We start from the raw sequence: 19019 nt of genomic DNA, 5'->3' as shown, positions 1-19019 counted from the left end.
ATGAATCTGCCATTTCTATTTGCAAAAAGATATCTGTTTTCTAAGAAATCAGTTAATGCCATTAATATCATCTCTTCTATTAGTGTAATTGGCGTAATGGTAAGTAGTGCCGCTTTAATCATTTTGTTGTCTTCATTCAATGGAATGGAGCAGCTGATACTATCTATGTACAGTAAGTTTGCTCCTGAACTGAAGATTGAACCCAAGAAAGGAAAACTTTTTGACAGTAAACAGGCTGTCTTCAGTGAATTACGGAAGGATTCCAATGTGATTCATTACACAGAGGTTCTACAAGAGAAAGTATTGCTGCAATATTCAAATAGACAATTTATTGCAAATATAAAAGGCGTCGAACCTCAATCGCTAAGTAAAAAGGCCGGAGACAGTATCCTCGTAGATGGTCAGTACAAACTTACCCATGATTCGACTAACCTTGCAATTATAGGGGCAAGCGTACAGGCAAATCTGGCAATTCCTATGCAGAACTCTGCTGAACAAATTCAAGTGTATTCTCCGAGAAAAGGAGTAAAGAATTCTTCCAATCCTGCCGAAGAATTCAACATACGATCCATAGCTCCCGGAGGGGTATTGCGCTATCAACAAGATTTTGACAATTTGATTATTACACCAATTTCATTTGCTAAAGAGGTTCTCGGAGAATATGAGCGCGTTTCATCGATCGAGTTTTATCTAAAAGATGGTGTAGATGTTAATTCATTTGGGCAAGCAGTACAAAAGAAAATAGGACCGGATTACATTGTAAAGAATAGGGAAAAACAAAACCCTACCTTATATAAAAATGTACGTGTTGAACGCTGGGTTGTCTTTTTTATACTGACCTTGATCAGTGTGATTGCAATCTTTAATATTGTAGGTTCCTTAACCATGCTTGTACTAGACAAACAAAAGGATATGACGATACTGAAAGGTCTCGGTGGAGCGAATGATCTAATTCAACGTATCTTCTTTTATGAAGGCCTTATGATCGGCATTATTGGGTGTGTATTGGGCCTATTGATAGGCGGCATATTCAACTATATCCAGTCAGCCTATGGAATCATTCGTGTAGAAGATGGAGCAAATACAATTATTGACAGCTACCCTATGGTAAGTAATTGGAGTGACTACATTTTGGTGTTCATGACAGTCACCAGTATCTCTGGTCTAGTTTCCTATTTCTCCGCTAAACTAAGTGTCAGAGAACTCAATAAACTGAAGGCGACTGATTAATAATTAGAGCTTTTTCGGCTCTGACTACCTTTTGTAATCTGCTGGATTAAGCTGCCCCATGCAAAAGGATTTAACAATGGGTTAGCATAACGTTGGTTGATGACTTTATTATTCATCGTATTAAAGCTCTGCGCATTGTTAATTGAACGCATTTCATTTCCGTCACGTGGTATTACAGCTGCCATTGCCGACAAGGACTCATAAGACAAGGACCTTCTTACTCGCACGATGTTATCTTCAGAAACGTCTAGATTCATAAATGCAAGATTGAACTCTTCGATACTCGCCCATGGATAAGGTGTTACCATCGGAAGTTCCGTAACCAGGTTTTGCATAACGATATTTGCGGTATATTTATCACCAGGAACATCAGGAATAGTGACAACTAAAGGATCAAAACCGACGGAAGTAAAACGAATTGTATCGCCCACATGCGCTACAAAAGAGAAATAACCCTCGTTATTTGCAGCAAATGCTTCATTTCGGAAAGATAAATTAGTGACAGTCGCATAACCTACAGGAAGCCCAGACCCCACCGTTGTAACGATACCAGAGTACTGGATAATTTTCCTTTCCTGAGCATGTAAAGCAGAGGAACAAAAAAGTACAAATACAGCAAATAATATAGAAACCAGCAACTTCATAGAACAAATTTAAACAAAAGTAGCCGAACTAGCCGTTAAATTGTGTTAATAGAACAACTAATTAACAGGGGGTAAAGTTGCTTCTGGGGAATCGGGATCTGTTAAATTAATAGCCTCCACTGCTGTAATTTCAGGAACAGCCCTCTTAATTGCCTGCTCTAAACCAGCTTTAAAGGTCATAATGCTCATTGAACATGAAGCACATGCTCCCAATAATTTTAAACGCACGACATTATCCGCTGTAATCTCTTCAACACTCACATTTCCGCCATCAGTTTCCAAATATGGTCTCAAGGTATCTAATGCTTGCTCAACTTTTTCTTTTAAAGTCATACTCTTAATGCTATTCAATGATTGTAATATGTAAAGATAATCAAATATTTTAAAATGTGTATTTTTGAGCCTCGCTACCAATGGAAAAACAACAAGTAAATGACAATATCCCCTCTTCATAGCACCTATCGAGTTAAAGAATGTTAATAAGAAATGTTGTTTTTGCGATCAAATAATTATTAAACTATATTGCACAGTAAAATTTAATTGATTAGTATAACAAATTCACTTATCTTTGTAAAATGTTTTTAAATAGGCGTATAGCGGCTATCTGTGCCGGCATGATGTTTCTATTGGTATTTACTGGTTGTAAAAGTAAATTTGAGAAATTGCGCGCAAGCAATAATATCGCTCAAAAGTACGAAGAGGCCGTAAAACTTTATGAGAAAAAGAAATATACAAAGGCGTTAGTTTTGTTTGATGACTTGCGGACCAAGTTCCGTGGACAAGCTGAAGCAGAAAATATTTACTATTATTTGGCATTTGCCAACTACCGTCTGAAAGATTATACATCTGCAGCATTTCACTTTAAAGATTTTGCGGATGTTTATCCAAACAGTGCACGAGCAGAGGAATGTCGGTTTATGCATGCCTATTGCTATTACTTGGATTCTCCGAGATCAACCTTAGATCAAGCAAATACAAGAAAAGCAATTGATGCATTACAGCTCTTTGTCAATCTCTATCCCGAATCGGAGCGGTCCAAAGAAGCTGCAGATCTTATTCAGAAATTAAGAGATAAGCTTGAGCTTAAAGCATTTGCTAATGCAAGACTGTACTATGACATGGGTCTTACGGATGATTATAGGGCAGCTGTCATCGCATTACAGAATGTATTAAAAGAATACCCTGATACAAAATATGCAGAAGAGATTGAGTTTTTATCCTTAAAAGCACAATACATCTATGCATCCAAAAGTTTCTTCCTGAAACAAGAAAGTAGATTTGATGATGCCTTGGACTATTACCGTAGCTTCGCAAGTAATTTTCCGAATAGCAAACATATGAAAGAGGCAGAATCTCTTCGTGAAAATTCTGAAAAAGGGATTAAAACCGCCCTCTCTCAAGTGAAGGATTATAATAAAGCCGTTGCAGAGCAGGAAGTATATATCAAAGAACAAAAGGCGAAAAAAGAAAAAGAAAATACCCAAAAAGATGAGTCAAAAAAATAACAATTCAATTCCAAACTCTACAGTTACACGTGACTTGAGACAATTGGACAAAGGCACTGACAATCTCTATGAATCTATTGTAGTTATTTCTAAACGCGCGAACCAAATTGCAGTAGACATTAAAGAAGAATTGAACGGAAAACTTGCCGAATTTGCAAGTAACAACGATAACTTGGAAGAGGTATTCGAAAACCGTGAGCAAATTGAGATTTCAAAACATTACGAGCGTATGCCAAAGCCTACTTTGGTTGCTATTGATGAATTTTTACACGATAAAGTGTACTACAGAAATCCTTCAAAAGAGCAGGACTAATCCTTAAACAATGGCTTTAGCTGGGAAAAATATTGTAATTGCTGTATGCGGCAGTATTGCCGCATACAAGATTGCATCCCTCATCCGCCTTTTACTAAAAGCAGATGCCCGAGTTAACGTAGTCATGTCAAAAGAAGCGACAGCCTTTATTACCCCGCTTACGCTTTCCACTCTTTCCAAAAATCCTGTTTTAATTGATTATTATCAGCCGAATACCGGGGAATGGAATAATCATGTCGAAATTGCCTTAAATGCGGATTACATTTTAGTCGCTCCCGCAACGGCAAATACACTGGCCAAAATGGCCAATGGATTTTGTGACAACCTCCTAACTGCCGTGTATCTATCAGCGAAATGTCCGGTGCTATTCGCTCCAGCAATGGATTTAGATATGTGGAAACACCCGTCCACACAATCCAATATCAATAAGCTTAGTTCTTATGGCAATATCCTAATTCCTCCGGGAAAAGGGGAATTGGCTAGTGGCCTAGTGGGTGAGGGACGTTTGGCGGAACCAGAAGAAATACTGGATTTCTTAGTCAAATTTTCGGAGAAAGGACTACCCTTAGCAGGAAAGAAAGCGTTAGTATCTGCAGGTCCTACTTATGAAGCTATAGACCCAGTCCGATTCATTGGCAATCATTCAAGTGGAAAAATGGGCTATGCTATAGCCACACAACTTGAAGAACTTGGCGCAGACGTCACGCTAGTATCAGGCCCCAGCGCCCTTAAACTACCCAAAGGCGTCGATACCATTTCAGTAACCTCGGCAGCTGAGATGTTACATGCCTGTGAAGAACATTTTGAAGCCGCAGATATTGTTGTGATGAGTGCTGCTGTGGCAGACTACACACCAGTTGAAGTTGCTAGCCAAAAAATAAAAAAGAAAGAAAACGAATTCTCCATTGAGCTGAAAAAAACGGTAGATATTCTGGCAACTTTAGGGGCTAAAAAGAAAGAAAACCAATTACTCGTTGGGTTTGCATTGGAAACCAATAATGAGCTCGAAAACGCGAAAGGCAAATTGATTCGAAAAAACCTGGATTTTATCGTGCTCAATTCCATGCAGGATAAAGGAGCCGGCTTCGCAACAGATACCAATAAAGTCACTATAATCGATCGGTCTGGAAATACCCGTGAGTTTAGCCTAAAATCGAAAGAAGAAGTTGCTAAAGATATCTGTTCAATTATAGTGAGCCTTTCCTAAGCGCAACTTTTATAAACATACTCTCCGCGTTCAATGCTTCTAAATTTTATAAATTTACAATCCTCAATTCCTTTGGATAATAGTTATTGATTCGGTTGGTCAATACCTTCATCCAGCCTAAAGGTTTACCTTCAAAAATTGCTATTGTCCATCCTTGAAGACTTTCGCCAATCGTATCCACAGCTATATTTTCCTTTCTAAGGTAATTACGCGCATCTTCAAGCGACAATTCTACCGATTGAAAGTCTTTGGTCAAATGATTACTCAAAGCCAGTGCATGGCTTGGTATTAGCTCCTTTCTGCTAAGCTTGCCGACATTCGTTCCCGCATTCTTAAGATAAAGTACATTTTGAAGATACTTTAGATCATGTTCGTACATTTTTGGGAAAACATATACATCCTCATGATGAAGAAAAGTATGAAAGCTAGTACTATCCGAAATCCAGTTATCTAAAATTCCTTTGGGTACATCTGATTTCTCTGGTTTAATTCGCTTTCTATTGAATGTTTCCTGTTCACCAACCTTCTTAAGGACAGCAATAAAAAAGCCCTCTCCACCTAATTTATGCGGGTAAAATCGATAACCGTGTGCACGATGCTTATTAGAATTTGTATGATCAATTCCCCAATGCTCTTCAATAGCTATTTCAACAGATTCAAAATCGCCGCTATCCAATAGCCAATCGACAATATCTTCATTTTCTTCCGGTGAATAAGAACAGGTTGAATAAAACAAATATCCGCCTCTATTTAAAGCGCTCAAGCTTTCAACCAAAATCCGTTGTTGTCTTTCGCTACAAAGCTTAACATTAGCTTCGGACCATTCATCGATGGCATCGGCATCTTTTCTAAACATTCCAGATCCAGAACATGGCGCATCAACAACCATCAAATCGAAGTATCCAGGAAGACGATTAAACGCTGCAGGATCATTATTTGTAGTTACTGTGTTCGCATTTCCCCATTTCATTAAGTTATCTTGCAGGATTGTAACCCTTGTTTTAATAATTTCATTTGCAACCAAGAGTGATTCCGGATGTAAGCTACTGTTTAATAAGGTAGACTTTCCTCCTGGTGCGGCGCATAAATCCAACGCCCGAATACTCCCCTCATGTAACTTCAAACTTCGAATGATATGATCGATGAACATGGAAGAAGCATCTTGTGGATAATATGCTCCAGCATGAAATAATGGATCTAACGTAAACACTGGACGATCCTGAAGATAATAAGCCACATTACACCAGGGAACTTGCCCTGCATTAGGAAACGGACAATCTTCTAATTTATTAGGGTTTAGGCGTATTGCTGTCGCCCGAATACCTTCCTCATGTATCTTAATAAATGCATCAGTATCAAATAGCGGATTCACTCCTAACTTTTTCACTAAAGAATTTGGCAGAAAATTACTCATGTTGTCCCAATAGTTTGCGATAAAATTAAGATAAATAAAAATGAAGTCAAAATAAGTGGTAAATTACAAGAAAGAGTAACTTTGCACCATGAAAGAATTCAAGAAATATGCTATTATTCCTGCGACTCCAGAGGAACTGTATCTTGCATTAACGACCGAAATTACCGCTCGTCTTTGGACAGGGGACCTTGTGTCAATAGACCCTACTGTCAATGGAGAATTCTCTTTGTGGGATGGTGCTATAACTGGCCGATTCTTGGAACTAGAACCATCGACAAAAATTGTACAAGAATGGTATTTCGGTGAAACAGACAGCCCTTCTTTTGTTACATTAAAGTTGCATGAACATAAAAAAGGGACTTCCTTGGAAATTAGGCAAACGAATATACCTGATGAAGACTTTGAAAATATCTCGGATGGATGGGAAGATCCTTATATATCTTCATTAATTGATTTTTATACAGAAGAAGATTAAAGTCTATTATCTCAGAATTCCTTTTTGATGATATATTAGATTACTGGCGTCATAAATGACGCCAGTAATCTAATAAATTATACGTTCCGAAACGATGCCGGGCCCATTTTCCTTAGATAACCTGACTTCATTATATTTTTTTATATAATTTAAAAACAACTCGTAACTATATTTTCGTTCAAGCTGAAATTGCTTTAATATGGTTGGTTCATCTTCTATTAATGCTGATAGCGCTTTAGCCCTTTGTTTTACATCTTGCCCCAAAATATCTTTTACAACATCATTCAATTCAATTATCTCTCCAGAAGAACACTTAAGAGCACACCAATATTTCCTTGTCGTGAAACCGAGAAGAGCTCCAGAGGTTCCACCTCCCACCGCCAAGCCAGAACTTTTAAAATAATAGACCGTTATTTCACCATCCTGAATTAATTCAGCAAATCTTAATTCCTCTGATTTTTCTTTATTAATCCGAAAAACCTGAGGTTTTGTATTTTTAACCTTTTCTAGCCCTTTTTCGATGTAAGAAGGTGCGAAAATTTTGTTTTTACTATTTTGATAAACACGAAAAACTTGGTCTGGAAAAAAATCCATCTGCGTATCTCCATCACGCCATGACAATTTACTATCCGTAACTGAAGAAACTTTCCCATATAAGCTATCTCCATTCATGAAAACAATATAATCTGTATTATTAGATTTCTTTTGAGCACAAAGTGTTTCGGAAAATATAAGTAGAGCAATAACTACCATCATTTGGCCCAACATTAATAATTTAGCTTTTTTCATTATATAAGTTAATGTCCACAAATATACAATTCATTCCAATACTTCACTTTACGCCCTGTAAAAACATAAAAAAATTAAACATTTAACTTAAATATCTATACGTAGCGTACTATAATTGTCTCATTGCTCATGTTTTAGACATTCCTAGGCATATGGAATATTAAGTAAAAAATTATAAATATTTAAGTTAAAATTCCATATAAAATGTTCTATCTCTATTACTAGTTTTACGACCTCATTCCTGCTCGGCACAACGAACGTTATAGGTTTGCGAATTTGATAACGCCAACAATGCTCTCACTAAGAAAATCATACGTAGATATTTTGTTTCTATAAATCCATACCAGTAATTCTACATCAAGTAAGCAGAATTAGTTACAGTAGGCTTAATTCGCTTGCTTAAGTTTTAGTACTAGAAAATTATCATACAGTAAACTCAAGCTGAGTGCTGCGATAACCAATATGCGGAGGACAGGCAATAGCCTGTACATGGAAATACGGAAGTATTTAAACGAAAGAAGCCCTTGACTGTTTCCAGCAAGGGCTTCCGTGTAAAAAAAGGCACCGACCTACTCTCCCACCTGTTACGGCAATACCATCGGCTCTGGCGGGCTTGACTGCTCTGTTCGGAATGGGAAGAGGTAGACACCGCCGATATAGGCACCTAAAAATCTTTATTGGCTGATCTATGATATTCATATCATCTTATTCATGCCAACTGACATATCTATTGAAAGAGGTTCGTTTCTGTTTGTTTCAAAAATTAAAGAGGAAGACAACAGTGTCTGTCTGCTTGAGAAAGCTTCGGGCTATTAGTACCACTTGGCTTTGGTCTCTCAACCTTTACACCTATGGCCTATCAACGTAGTCATCTTCTACGACCCTATAAGGAAGTCTCATCTCGTGGCTAGTTTCGCACTTAGATGCTTTCAGCGCTTATCTATTCCAGACGTAGCTACCCTGCCGTACACCTGGCGGCATAACAGGTTCACCAGAGGTCTGTCCAACCCGGTCCTCTCGTACTAAGGTCAGATCCACTCAAACTTCCAACGCCCACAACAGATAGGGACCGAACTGTCTCGCGACGTTCTGAACCCAGCTCGCGTGCCACTTTAATGGGCGAACAGCCCAACCCTTGGGACCTTCTCCAGCCCCAGGATGTGACGAGCCGACATCGAGGTGCCAAACCTCCCCGTCGATATGAGCTCTTGGGGGAGATCAGCCTGTTATCCCCAGCGTACCTTTTATCCTTTGAGCGATGGCCCTTCCATACAGAACCACCGGATCACTATGTCCGTCTTTCGACCCTGTTCGACTTGTCGGTCTCACAGTCAAGCAAGCTTATGCCATTGCACTCCACGTACGGTTACCAAGCGTACTGAGCTTACCTTTGAAAGCCTCCGTTACCTTTTTGGAGGCGACCACCCCAGTCAAACTACCCACCAAACAATGTCCTCGGCATGACCGAGTTAGAAACCGAATACAGAAAGGGCGGTATTTCAAGGTTGATTCCATGACTCCTGGCGAAGCCACTTCAACATCTCCCGCCTATCCTACACATCCTGTACCCAATCTCAATGTTAAGCTATAGTGAAGGTGCATGGGGTCTTTCCGTCCCGTTGCGGGTAATCGGCGTCTTCACCGATACCACAATTTCACCGAGCTCATGGCTGAGACAGCGCCCAGATCGTTACACCATTCGTGCAGGTCGGAACTTACCCGACAAGGAATTTCGCTACCTTAGGACCGTTATAGTTACGGCCGCCGTTTACTGGGGCTTCGATTCAATGCTTCTCTTACGATGACATCCCCTCTTAACCTTCCAGCACCGGGCAGGTGTCAGGCCTTATACTTCATCTTGCGATTTTGCAAAGCCATATGTTTTTGTTAAACAGTCGCCTGGGCCTTTTCACTGCGGCTGCTCATCGCTGAGACAGCGCCCCTTCTCCCGAAGTTACAGGGCCATTTTGCCGAGTTCCTTAGCCATGACTCACTCGAGCACCTTAGGATTCTCTCCTCGACCACCTGTGTCGGTTTGCGGTACGGGTCTTCATAACCTGAAGCTTAGCGGGTTTTCTTGGAAGTCTGTTTACCTGCTCTATCAGCGCCACCGGAGCTTTGCTGTACTATTGGGTTTCAGCAGGGTCGGCGGATTTGCCTACCGTCCCTATACCTACGCCTTTCAACGAACTATTCCGTCAGTTCGCGGCAGTGTCACTACTCCGTCACCACATCGCAGTTATGAAGAGTACTGGAATATTAACCAGTTGTCCATCGGCTTGCCCCCTTCGGGTGCGCCTTAGGTCCCGACTGACCCTGATCCGATTAACGTTGATCAGGAAACCTTGGTCTTTCGGTGGGCGGGTTTCTCACCCGCCTTATCGTTACTTATGCCTACATTTGCTTTTCCATAACCTCCACAGTTCATTGCCAAACTGCTTCTCCGGCGATGGAATGCTCCCCTACCAGATGCACCTAAGTGCAAATCCATAGCTTCGGTACCGTTCTTGATGCCCGTTTATTATCCACGCCCGGCCGCTCGACTAGTGAGCTGTTACGCACTCTTTAAATGAATGGCTGCTTCCAAGCCAACATCCTAGCTGTCTGGGCAACCGGACCTCGTTAGTTCAACTTAGAACGAATTTGGGGACCTTAGCTGATGGTCTGGGTTCTTTCCCTCTCGGCCTTGGACCTTAGCACCCAAAGCCTCACTGCCGGCTATATTTGATAGCATTCGGAGTTCGTCTGGATTTGGTAGGATTTGACTCCCCCGCACCCAATCGGTAGCTCTACCTCTATCAAACTCTACGCCGACGCTGTTCCTAAAAACATTTCGGGGAGTACGAGCTATTTCCCAGTTTGATTGGCCTTTCACCCCTACCCTCAGGTCATCCGGAAACTTTTCAACGTTTATCGGTTCGGTCCTCCATTACATGTTACTGCAACTTCAACCTGCCCAAGGGTAGATCACAAGGTTTCGCGTCTACCTCATCTGACTATGCGCCCTATTAAGACTCGCTTTCGCTTCGGCTGCGTCCCTGAAGGACTTAACCTTGCCAGACAAGAGTAACTCGTAGGCTCATTATGCAAAAGGCACGCTGTCACAGAACTTGTCTGCTCCAACCGCTTGTAAGCACACGGTTTCAGGTTCTTTTCACTCCCCTGTTCGGGGTTCTTTTCACCTTTCCCTCACGGTACTGGTTCACTATCGGTCTCTCAGGAGTATTTAGCCTTACCAGATGGTGCTGGTGGATTCCCACAGGATTTCTCCGGTCCCGCGGTACTCAGGATACCACTATGTCAACATTCTTTACCTGTACGGGGCTCTCACCCTTGTCGCGCAGTTTCCCACCTGCTTCCAGTTCATAGCGCTGTACAATCTCGTGGTCCTACAACCCCGACCATGCCGTAACATGATCGGTTTGGGCTCTTTCCCGTTCGCTCGCCACTACTTGGGAAATCATTGTTATTTTCTTCTCCTACGCCTACTTAGATGTTTCAGTTCAGCGCGTTCGCGTTTTATACGACTATTCTTCAAATAGTCAGGTTGCCCCATTCGGAAATCTCTGGATCAAGTCGCATTTGCCAATCCCCAAAGCTTATCGCAGCTTATCACGTCCTTCTTCGCCTCTGAGAGCCTAGGCATCCCCCGTGTGCCCTTATTTACTTTCTTCACCGGCATAGCCTTTTGCCACTATGCGGCTGCTTTTGATATATATACACGTATGCTAGGTTCGGGATCGTTCGGCCTTGACCGAGGGTCTCTCCCTTACTTCAAACACATACACGTATTGTCTCTATACTGTTGTCTTCTCTTGTAATTTTTTTTCTCTTTCAATATGTCAAAGAACTCTTTTTCCGGTTTATTTTAGGAGCATCTGTCGATGTTCCTCCCGGAGATGTGGAGAATAACGGATTCGAACCGTTGACCCCCTGCGTGCAAGGCAGGTGCTCTAGCCAGCTGAGCTAATTCCCCTCTTTTTTTCGTAGTCCCGAGCAGATTTGAACTGCTGACCCCTACATTATCAGTGTAGTGCTCTAACCAACTGAGCTACGGGACTAGCTTATCTTGTTCATCTCTTTCTCTCAGTACTGCTCCTTTCGGGGCGGGCACTTTCTTCTGATGTTTTCTCTTTTTGCAATCATATGTAACGTGACGAGTACCGATCCGCGATACTCTAGAAAGGAGGTATTCCAGCCGCACCTTCCGGTACGGCTACCTTGTTACGACTTAGCCCCAATTATCGGTTTTACCCTAACACGCTCCTCGCGGTAACATGCTTTAGGTACCCCCAACTTTCATGGCTTGACGGGCGGTGTGTACAAGGCCCGGGAACGTATTCACCGCGTCATTGCTGATACGCGATTACTAGCGAATCCAACTTCATGGGGTCGAGTTGCAGACCCCAATCCGAACTGTGAATGGCTTTTAGAGATTAGCATCATATTGCTATGTAGCTGCCCGCTGTACCATCCATTGTAGCACGTGTGTAGCCCCGGACGTAAGGGCCATGATGACTTGACGTCGTCCCCACCTTCCTCACTGTTTGCACAGGCAGTCTGTTTAGAGTCCCCACCATTACATGCTGGCAACTAAACATAGGGGTTGCGCTCGTTGCGGGACTTAACCCAACACCTCACGGCACGAGCTGACGACAGCCATGCAGCACCTAGTTTCGTGTCCCGAAGGACGAATGCGTCTCTGCATTCTTCACTAACTTTCAAGCCCGGGTAAGGTTCCTCGCGTATCATCGAATTAAACCACATGCTCCTCCGCTTGTGCGGGCCCCCGTCAATTCCTTTGAGTTTCACCCTTGCGGGCGTACTCCCCAGGTGGATAACTTAACGCTTTCGCTTGGACGCTGGCTGTCTATCGCCAACATCGAGTTATCATCGTTTAGGGCGTGGACTACCAGGGTATCTAATCCTGTTCGATCCCCACGCTTTCGTGCATCAGCGTCAATACCAGCTTAGTGAGCTGCCTTCGCAATCGGAGTTCTAAGACATATCTATGCATTTCACCGCTACTTGTCTTATTCCGCCCACTTCAAATGGATTCAAGCCCATCAGTATCAAAGGCACTGCGATGGTTGAGCCACCGTATTTCACCCCTGACTTAATAGGCCGCCTACGCACCCTTTAAACCCAATAAATCCGGATAACGCTCGGATCCTCCGTATTACCGCGGCTGCTGGCACGGAGTTAGCCGATCCTTATTCTTCCAGTACATTCAGCTTCCTACACGTAGAAAGGTTTATTCCTGGACAAAAGCAGTTTACAACCCATAGGGCAGTCATCCTGCACGCGGCATGGCTGGTTCAGGCTTCCGCCCATTGACCAATATTCCTTACTGCTGCCTCCCGTAGGAGTCTGGTCCGTGTCTCAGTACCAGTGTGGGGGATTCTCCTCTCAGAGCCCCTAGACATCGTCGCCTTGGTAAGCCGTTACCCTACCAACTAGCTAATGTCACGCGAGCCCATCTCTATCCTATAAATATTTAATAGCTAACCGATGCCGGTCAGATATGTTATGCGGTGTTAATCTCTCTTTCGAGAGGCTATCCCCCTGATAGAGGTAGGTTGCTCACGCGTTACGCACCCGTGCGCCACTCTCACCGTCTTCGAGCAAGCTCTCCGACGGATCCCGTCCGACTTGCATGTATTAGGCCTGCCGCTAGCGTTCATCCTGAGCCAGGATCAAACTCTCCATTGTAAAATGAAGTTTTTGATTCCAACTATTTACATAATCAGAATTCTTTTTTTTATATCTCTGATCTTGGATCGAATTGAACTAATTCTTGAATTTGTTCATGACTTTCGTTTGTCTACTCGTCACGCTTACATGATTGTGTTTTCTTAAAGAACTTTTCGCGCTTCAACTTCCGTATCAGCTATATTCCGATAGGCATTGCGCCCCTCTTTATCGTTTTGTTTTTCCCTTCGTTTCCGTTGGGACTGCAAAGGTAGAAATCTTTTTTGAACTTCCAAAAACTTTTTCAAGTTTTTTTTCTTTTCCCTTTTTTCGATTTCCGCGTTTAAAATAAACTGAGCGGGATCTTAAATCCTGTCAGGCTTCTCTTAAACCCTTCTTTTTTCATGGTTCCCTCTTTCGTGGCAACCGTCCCTCCCTTGCGGAGTGGTGCAAAGATAGGGAGTTTTTACAATCACTTCCAAGCCCTTTGTTCTTATTATTTTCATTTCGCCCTTAACTACCTGTAACGGTGCGAGATTCTTTTTGGATTTTGTCCACAGGATTGCGCAGAAGGCGGCAAAAAGGCTACTTTCCTAAGATCTGCAGCGGATTTCAGTCCCAGCTTCCCGTGCGGGCTTCCGCTCAGAACACCGGAAAGGAGTGGTTTGCGCAAGAGAGTACTAAAGTCGGACGGGAATGGCAGCGCAGTCGGCGAACGGGCATAGGCAGGAAGATAGCAGTCAAAGGTCAAAGAACATCAGGCTGCATAATCCGGTCGGGATCCTCTTTTAAAAGCCTGCGCGGCATCCCCGGGTAGAATCCGTGCCGGAAAGACCGGAAAATTGTGCCGCCGGAAAGATGACACCGGAAGGATACCGCAGCGCAGCACATAAAAGGGGACAGCATACAACGCTCTTGATTGCCTCTTTTAATAGCTATACTTTCTTACCACTTTACTTAGGGTTTAGTTAGGGTTTGTTTAGGTTTAGTTTAGGTATAGCTTAGGTTATAGCTAAACTAAACCTAACTTAAGACTAAGCTAACTATAGACAAAAACTAAACTAAAGGATAAGCAATCCAGAACTCTTCCTCGCTTAGGGAGGAACCATGGGTCGCTCGCATCATAAAACTATCCAAACCCAGTTCGCCTGAGCGTCATGACTTATATTGAAAGATCTTATCCGATTAACGATCTGTTTTAACAATCAACTATCTACTTATATAACAGGCAATTTTACAGCTATTGGAATATCTCTTTTTTCAGTAAATTTGATCTAGGTTAATAAATAACAAAAAAGAAGACCTTATTTTTAAGAAATTAAAGATATTAAATACTTTTATTGCACATAAAACCATATTGGTCCATGATAGATTATGCTCAGCTTTTAAAACAGGTAGAAGAATATGCTGAAACTTATATTACAGAAAATATTTCAGTTTGCCATTGTTTTCACAATACGATACACACACGTTCTGTTGTACGTGCTGCGGAGGAGATTTCATCGCACTATAAACTAGGAGAGGAGGATCACTTTATTGTTATTAGTGCCGCCTACTTTCATGACCTCGGCTACGTAAAATCTGACAATGCTATCGGTCATGAGAAGATAAGTGTCGAAATTGCTTTCAATTTTCTCCAGGATAAAGGAATACCGGAAGCCATACAGGAAAAAATCAAAGGTTGTATTTTAGCAACGAGAATGCCTCAGGATCCAACAAACCTGCTGGAGCAAATTCTCTGCGACGCGGACCTATTTCATTTTGGGAACGAGGATTTCGTTACCAGAAACAAACTGATGAAAGCCGAAGCTGAAGCAGTACTAGGGAAGGAGATCGATAAAGACGTATGGAGGGCGGGCACAATCAAACTATTAATGAGCCATCATTACCATACTGAATATGCGCAGCAAAAGCTCAATGCCAAAAAGGAGATGAATCTAAAAGAACTGGAGAAAAAACAGGAGAAATCTATCTCAAAAAATAAAGAAAGCAAAAAAGAAGACAAGAAGGAAAAGGATAAAGGCAGTAAGCCAGAACGTGGGATAGAAACAATGTTCCGGATTACATCCTCAAACAATCAGCGATTAAGCGACATGGCAGACAATAAGGCCAACATCTTGTTAACGGTCAATTCTATTATTCTTTCCGTTGTGATTGCTGTCTTATTTCGGAAACTAGATGCCAACGAGCACCTTATTATCCCAACAATTATCTTAACAACGGCCGTGGTAGCAACCATGGTCATGGCAATACTGTCAACAATACCCAAAATTCCCTCTGGTAAATTCTCAAAGGAGGAAATCGAACAAAAATCAGTCAATCTGCTCTTTTTTGGGAACTTTTACAAGATGAAACTCGACGACTACAATGAGGGCATGCAGAAGGTAATGGTCGATTCGGAATTTCTATATGGCATGCTTACCAAGGATGTTTATTCGCAAGGTGTGGTATTAGGCCGAAAATACAAACTCCTACGATACGCATATGGAATTTTTATGTTTGGCCTTGTTATATCGGTTGTTTCTTTTGTCGTCGCAACCATATTTTAATGCGATCCTATAAACACAGCGGAATATGTCAGGATCATGTTGTTCAAACTTTCTTTTTTATTTAAAAAGATGCCGCCTTTAAATCAATCATTAGCGACCAATAGACAGGATCATTTATTGATGTTGTTGTAAGCATGTTGCCATAACCATAAATTTATACGGATGAAGAAGAAAGATCTTTATATCAACAGAGACATCAGCTGGCTGTCGTTCAATGATAGGGTACTTGACCAAGCTGGTCGTCAGGAGGTCCCTTTATTGGAAAAACTACAGTTTATCGCTATTTTCTCATCCAATCTGGATGAATTTTATCGGGTTAGAATGCCTGTACTGATGGCTTGGAAAAAAATAATGAAGCAAAATCCCGGACAGCTCATTCCGAACATAGATATTGGGACCTATAAAAAAGCGTCAAAAACCATCAATAGACAACAGGAAAAATTTGGCCTAATACTAGCTGATATTATCCAAGAATTAGCAAAAGAAGATATACTCTTAATTTACAATCAAGCTATTCCTGCCGAAATAAAAGACCTAGCAGCCCAATATTTCTTTACCACAATTGCCTCCTACCTCCAAATTATACCGATTGATGACACCTCTTTTTTCCCGATCAACAATCAGCTCTACTTCGTCGTTACAGACGACAATACTGGAGCGGTATTCTTTCTAAATGTGCCTTCAAATCATATTGGCCGCTTTTTCACCTGTGAGATCAATGGGAATAAATATGTTGTGCTCATAGATGATATTATCAAAGCATTTTTTCCTGAAGCCATAAGAAATACATCATTAAATTTCTATTCCTTTAAAATCACAAGGGATGCGGAATTAAATCTCCAAGATGAATTTGAGGGTGATATTGCCCAAAAAATCGAGACGGAAGTCAATAAACGTGACCTTGGCTATGCGACACGCTTTCTATTCCAGCCAAATCTGCCAAAACAGTTGATAGAAACACTGGCAACATTATTTGATCTGCGGAAAAGTAGCATTGTCGAAGGCGGAAACTACCACAATCTTAAGGATCTATTTTCATTTCCGATTAAAATAGCGGAACTTTCTTATCCAAAACAGCTGCAAATTAATACGAATCAGAATTTCAAAGAATCTATCTTTGACCAAATAGACCGAGAGGATCTGTTGATCTGTACTCCCTATGAATCGTTCGACCCCATACTGCGTTTTTTTAACGAGGCAGCGATAGATCCAACCGTAGACGAGATTTACACGACCTTATACCGTATTGCTGGTGATTCTCATATCGCACAAGCACTCGCTACCGCAGCAAAAAATGGAAAAAGAGTCAATGTATTTGTCGAATTGAAAGCGCGCTTTGATGAAGCAAATAATATACATTGGGCTCGATTGATGAAAGAACAGGGTGTAAAAATCACCTATAGTATCCCCAATTTAAAAGTACACGCCAAAATAGCGCTGGTCAAACGCAAACAAGGTCGAGAAAGTGCATTGCTAGGTACAGGAAATCTAAATGAAAAAACGGCGAAGGTCTACACAGACTACTTCCTCATCACCTCAAATAAGCTATTGACCAACGAATTAAATATGCTATTCGAGTTTTTACCAGCCCGGAGAAAACCCCATAGTCCAAATGAGCTGTCTTTTAGTCATCTACTGATTGCACAGTTCAACCTCAAACATACATTTTTATCCCTGATCGACCAGGCCATCCGAGCTGCTAAAGCCGGAGACACAGCTACAATAAAAATTAAATTAAACAATCTGGAAGAAGAATCGTTAATCAATAAATTGTATGAAGCAAGCCGGGCAGGGGTAAAACTGCAGTTATTGGTTAGAGGAATCTGTAGACTAAAACCACAAGTACCTGGATTGAGCGACAACATTGTCGTGAAACGGATTGTAGGACGATATTTAGAACATGGCAGAATATTTATTTTTCAATATCAAGCCCAAAGCAGCGTGTATCTGGGTTCTTCGGACTGGATGAACCGCAACATTTACCGACGTATAGAAACTTGCTTTCCGCTACTGAATCTGACATTAGCACATCAAATACAGGAACTGTTCGATATTCAGTTTGCGGACGACACCGAAGCAACTTTGTTGGATGAACATGGGCAAAATCAGGCAATAGAAACACAACAGAAGAATGTTTCTCAGCAACAAATCCTTAATTATTTGAAAGGTAAAATGAAAAAATAGGACTATTCAGCAGGGCATCTCATAAAAGCATGACCAGCCCTGAAAGCCCAACAAAATAATCATTGCACGTAAGCTCATTCAGAAACCTGATGACTTCATCAATTTAAATTTAATCATATAATGATGAAAAACCCGACGATATTGACAACGATGGCATTAGGCTTAGCCTCTGCTATTTTTCTCGCCTGCAACCCGAATAATACAGCCAAGGAAAATAACAACAAGCTCGCTCATGTTCAAGCTGAAAAACCGCAACAAATACCCTATACATTATCTTCGGGCATAAAGATGAGTTTGCCAGACGAATTATTAGAAATATCCGGGATAGCCTTTCTCGCGGGACAGGATGATGATATTTATGCCATCCAAGACGAGCAGGGCTTTCTTTATAAGTTTAACCAACCGACACAAAAAGTCACGTTCAACCCTTTCGGAAAAGATGGCGACTATGAGGATATCTCGATAAGCAATACACATTTCTTTATCTTAAAGAGCAATGGCAGCATCTATTCCTTTCCGATTGCCGAAAACGACGATATAAAAAACGTTGTTGAACAGAAAAATTTACTCCCAAAAGGAGAGTACGAGGGACTTTTTGTTGACCGCGAAAGTAACCAGGCATACGTATTATGTAAAGAATGCAAGGTCGATAGAAAACAACCGCAAACCTCTGGCTATGTCTTTTCAATTGACGAGCATGGTCAATTTCAGCCGAAAGGAGAATTTGCCATCCAGCTTGATCAACTTCAGGCATTTGATGCTAAAATTAAGAAAACGTTCAAACCCTCCGCGTTAGCTAAAAAAGCAGACAGTAAGGAATGGTATATCTTATCTTCTGTAGACAAAGCCCTTGTGGTCACCGATGAGAATTTTCGTGTAAAATCGCTCTCTCCATTAGATCCGAAGATCTTCCCTCAACCTGAAGGCATTAACTTTGATTCAAAATTCAATCTTTACATCAGCAGCGAAGCCGGTAATCAGGATAAAGGGATCATTTATAAATTTGAACAAAAATAGG

13 protein-coding genes, 2 tRNA genes and 3 rRNA genes are annotated in these 19019 nt (G+C 41.5%); 8 read left to right on the top strand and 10 right to left on the bottom strand.

All coding sequences use genetic code 11. The features are described 5' to 3' along the window. Positions 1 to 1230: an FtsX-like permease family protein gene (locus tag HS960_RS21075; RefSeq protein ID WP_153844532.1), complete on the top strand. Its 1230-nt coding sequence runs from the start codon at positions 1 to 3 to the stop codon at positions 1228 to 1230. Here HS960_RS21075 and HS960_RS21070 read toward each other — a convergent pair. Together HS960_RS21070 and HS960_RS21065 are read right to left on the bottom strand one after the other, a co-directional pair. Next, a complete protein-coding gene (locus HS960_RS21070) occupies positions 1227 to 1874 on the bottom strand; it encodes a carboxypeptidase regulatory-like domain-containing protein (protein WP_153844533.1) in 648 nt (215 codons plus the stop codon). The two genes, HS960_RS21075 and HS960_RS21070, sit on opposite strands and share 4 nt — an antisense overlap. 57 nt (positions 1875 to 1931) lie before the next feature. After that, positions 1932 to 2207 (bottom strand): NifU family protein, encoded by a 276-nt coding sequence (locus HS960_RS21065; RefSeq protein ID WP_153844534.1) that lies wholly within the window; start codon positions 2205 to 2207, stop codon positions 1932 to 1934. Between the two features lie 242 nt (positions 2208 to 2449). On the opposite strand from HS960_RS21065, the gene HS960_RS21060 reads away from it, so the two are divergent. The 3 genes from HS960_RS21060 to coaBC are packed head-to-tail and all read left to right on the top strand — an operon-like array spanning position 2450 to position 4899. Beyond that, positions 2450 to 3379, top strand: a complete 930-nt coding sequence (locus HS960_RS21060) for an outer membrane protein assembly factor BamD (RefSeq protein ID WP_153844535.1) — start codon at positions 2450 to 2452, stop codon at positions 3377 to 3379. Then, a complete protein-coding gene (locus tag HS960_RS21055; protein ID WP_075990346.1) occupies positions 3363 to 3692 on the top strand; it encodes a DNA-directed RNA polymerase subunit omega in 330 nt (109 codons plus the stop codon). Before HS960_RS21060 ends, HS960_RS21055 begins: the two co-directional genes overlap by 17 nt. A 10-nt stretch (positions 3693 to 3702) precedes the next feature. After that, positions 3703 to 4899 carry a bifunctional phosphopantothenoylcysteine decarboxylase/phosphopantothenate--cysteine ligase CoaBC gene (gene coaBC, locus HS960_RS21050; RefSeq protein WP_153844536.1) on the top strand — a complete coding sequence of 399 codons (1197 nt, stop codon included), beginning with the start codon at positions 3703 to 3705 and terminating at the stop codon, positions 4897 to 4899. Positions 4900 to 4945: 46 nt separating this feature from the next. Here the strand turns inward: coaBC and HS960_RS21045 are convergent, their stop codons facing one another. Further along, complete coding sequence (locus HS960_RS21045) at positions 4946 to 6313, bottom strand: methyltransferase RsmF C-terminal domain-like protein (protein ID WP_159727584.1); 1368 nt, start codon at positions 6311 to 6313, stop codon at positions 4946 to 4948. A gap of 88 nt (positions 6314 to 6401) precedes the next feature. Between HS960_RS21045 and HS960_RS21040 the strand changes: the two genes are divergently transcribed. Continuing rightward, positions 6402 to 6788 (top strand): SRPBCC domain-containing protein, encoded by a 387-nt coding sequence (locus HS960_RS21040; protein ID WP_182330593.1) that lies wholly within the window; start codon positions 6402 to 6404, stop codon positions 6786 to 6788. Between the two features lie 69 nt (positions 6789 to 6857). Here HS960_RS21040 and HS960_RS21035 read toward each other — a convergent pair whose 3' ends face one another. The 7 genes from HS960_RS21035 to HS960_RS21005 all read right to left on the bottom strand — a co-directional run bounded on the left by HS960_RS21035 (position 6858) and on the right by HS960_RS21005 (position 13576). Then, positions 6858 to 7577: a hypothetical protein gene (locus HS960_RS21035; protein ID WP_182330592.1), complete on the bottom strand. Its 720-nt coding sequence runs from the start codon at positions 7575 to 7577 to the stop codon at positions 6858 to 6860. 556 nt (positions 7578 to 8133) lie between these two features. Next, positions 8134 to 8245 (bottom strand): 5S ribosomal RNA (rrf, locus tag HS960_RS21030). 125 nt (positions 8246 to 8370) lie between these two features. Then, positions 8371 to 11250: ribosomal RNA gene (locus HS960_RS21025) — 23S ribosomal RNA — on the bottom strand. A gap of 229 nt (positions 11251 to 11479) precedes the next feature. Beyond that, positions 11480 to 11553 (bottom strand) — tRNA-Ala (locus tag HS960_RS21020). Between the two features lie 11 nt (positions 11554 to 11564). Continuing rightward, a tRNA-Ile gene (locus HS960_RS21015) sits at positions 11565 to 11638 on the bottom strand. A gap of 121 nt (positions 11639 to 11759) precedes the next feature. Further along, positions 11760 to 13289 (bottom strand): 16S ribosomal RNA (locus tag HS960_RS21010). The 16S, 23S and 5S rRNA genes sit together here with 2 tRNA genes alongside, the layout of an rRNA operon. A gap of 143 nt (positions 13290 to 13432) precedes the next feature. After that, positions 13433 to 13576 (bottom strand): hypothetical protein, encoded by a 144-nt coding sequence (locus HS960_RS21005; protein ID WP_153848835.1) that lies wholly within the window; start codon positions 13574 to 13576, stop codon positions 13433 to 13435. 1056 nt (positions 13577 to 14632) lie between these two features. Here HS960_RS21005 and HS960_RS21000 point away from each other — a divergent pair. The 3 genes from HS960_RS21000 (at position 14633) to HS960_RS20990 (ending at position 19018) form a co-directional block, all read left to right on the top strand. Beyond that, positions 14633 to 15817 (top strand): Pycsar system effector family protein, encoded by a 1185-nt coding sequence (locus HS960_RS21000; protein ID WP_220801567.1) that lies wholly within the window; start codon positions 14633 to 14635, stop codon positions 15815 to 15817. Positions 15818 to 15979: 162 nt separating this feature from the next. Continuing rightward, positions 15980 to 18001, top strand: coding sequence for a polyphosphate kinase 1 (gene ppk1 / locus HS960_RS20995; protein WP_159729871.1), 2022 nt, complete (start codon positions 15980 to 15982; stop codon positions 17999 to 18001). A gap of 120 nt (positions 18002 to 18121) precedes the next feature. Continuing rightward, entirely contained in the window at positions 18122 to 19018 is an 897-nt protein-coding gene (locus HS960_RS20990; RefSeq protein WP_227550322.1) for an AvrE-family type 3 secretion system effector, read from the top strand. Position 19019: the final 1 nt, after the last annotated feature.

Source organism: Sphingobacterium paramultivorum, assembly GCF_014109745.1.
Taxonomy (GTDB): Bacteria; Bacteroidota; Bacteroidia; order Sphingobacteriales; family Sphingobacteriaceae; genus Sphingobacterium; species Sphingobacterium paramultivorum.
The sequence above is the reverse complement of the archived record's forward strand: the minus strand, read 5'-3'. Positions and strand labels throughout refer to the sequence as shown.

Excerpts from the sequence above, each read along its gene's own strand:
- HS960_RS21035 (WP_182330592.1), bottom strand. The coding sequence starts at position 7,577 with ATGAAAAAAGCTAAATTATTAATGTTGGGCCAAATGATGGTAGTTATT.
- HS960_RS21065 (WP_153844534.1), bottom strand. The coding sequence starts at position 2,207 with ATGACTTTAAAAGAAAAAGTTGAGCAAGCATTAGATACCTTGAGACCA.
- HS960_RS21000 (WP_220801567.1), top strand. The coding sequence starts at position 14,633 with ATGATAGATTATGCTCAGCTTTTAAAACAGGTAGAAGAATATGCTGAA.
- HS960_RS21060 (WP_153844535.1), top strand. The coding sequence starts at position 2,450 with ATGTTTTTAAATAGGCGTATAGCGGCTATCTGTGCCGGCATGATGTTT.
- coaBC (WP_153844536.1), top strand. The coding sequence starts at position 3,703 with ATGGCTTTAGCTGGGAAAAATATTGTAATTGCTGTATGCGGCAGTATT.
- HS960_RS21075 (WP_153844532.1), top strand. The coding sequence starts at position 1 with ATGAATCTGCCATTTCTATTTGCAAAAAGATATCTGTTTTCTAAGAAA.
- ppk1 (WP_159729871.1), top strand. The coding sequence starts at position 15,980 with ATGAAGAAGAAAGATCTTTATATCAACAGAGACATCAGCTGGCTGTCG.
- HS960_RS21040 (WP_182330593.1), top strand. The coding sequence starts at position 6,402 with ATGAAAGAATTCAAGAAATATGCTATTATTCCTGCGACTCCAGAGGAA.
- HS960_RS21055 (WP_075990346.1), top strand. The coding sequence starts at position 3,363 with ATGAGTCAAAAAAATAACAATTCAATTCCAAACTCTACAGTTACACGT.
- HS960_RS20990 (WP_227550322.1), top strand. The coding sequence starts at position 18,122 with ATGATGAAAAACCCGACGATATTGACAACGATGGCATTAGGCTTAGCC.
- HS960_RS21070 (WP_153844533.1), bottom strand. The coding sequence starts at position 1,874 with ATGAAGTTGCTGGTTTCTATATTATTTGCTGTATTTGTACTTTTTTGT.
- HS960_RS21045 (WP_159727584.1), bottom strand. The coding sequence starts at position 6,313 with ATGAGTAATTTTCTGCCAAATTCTTTAGTGAAAAAGTTAGGAGTGAAT.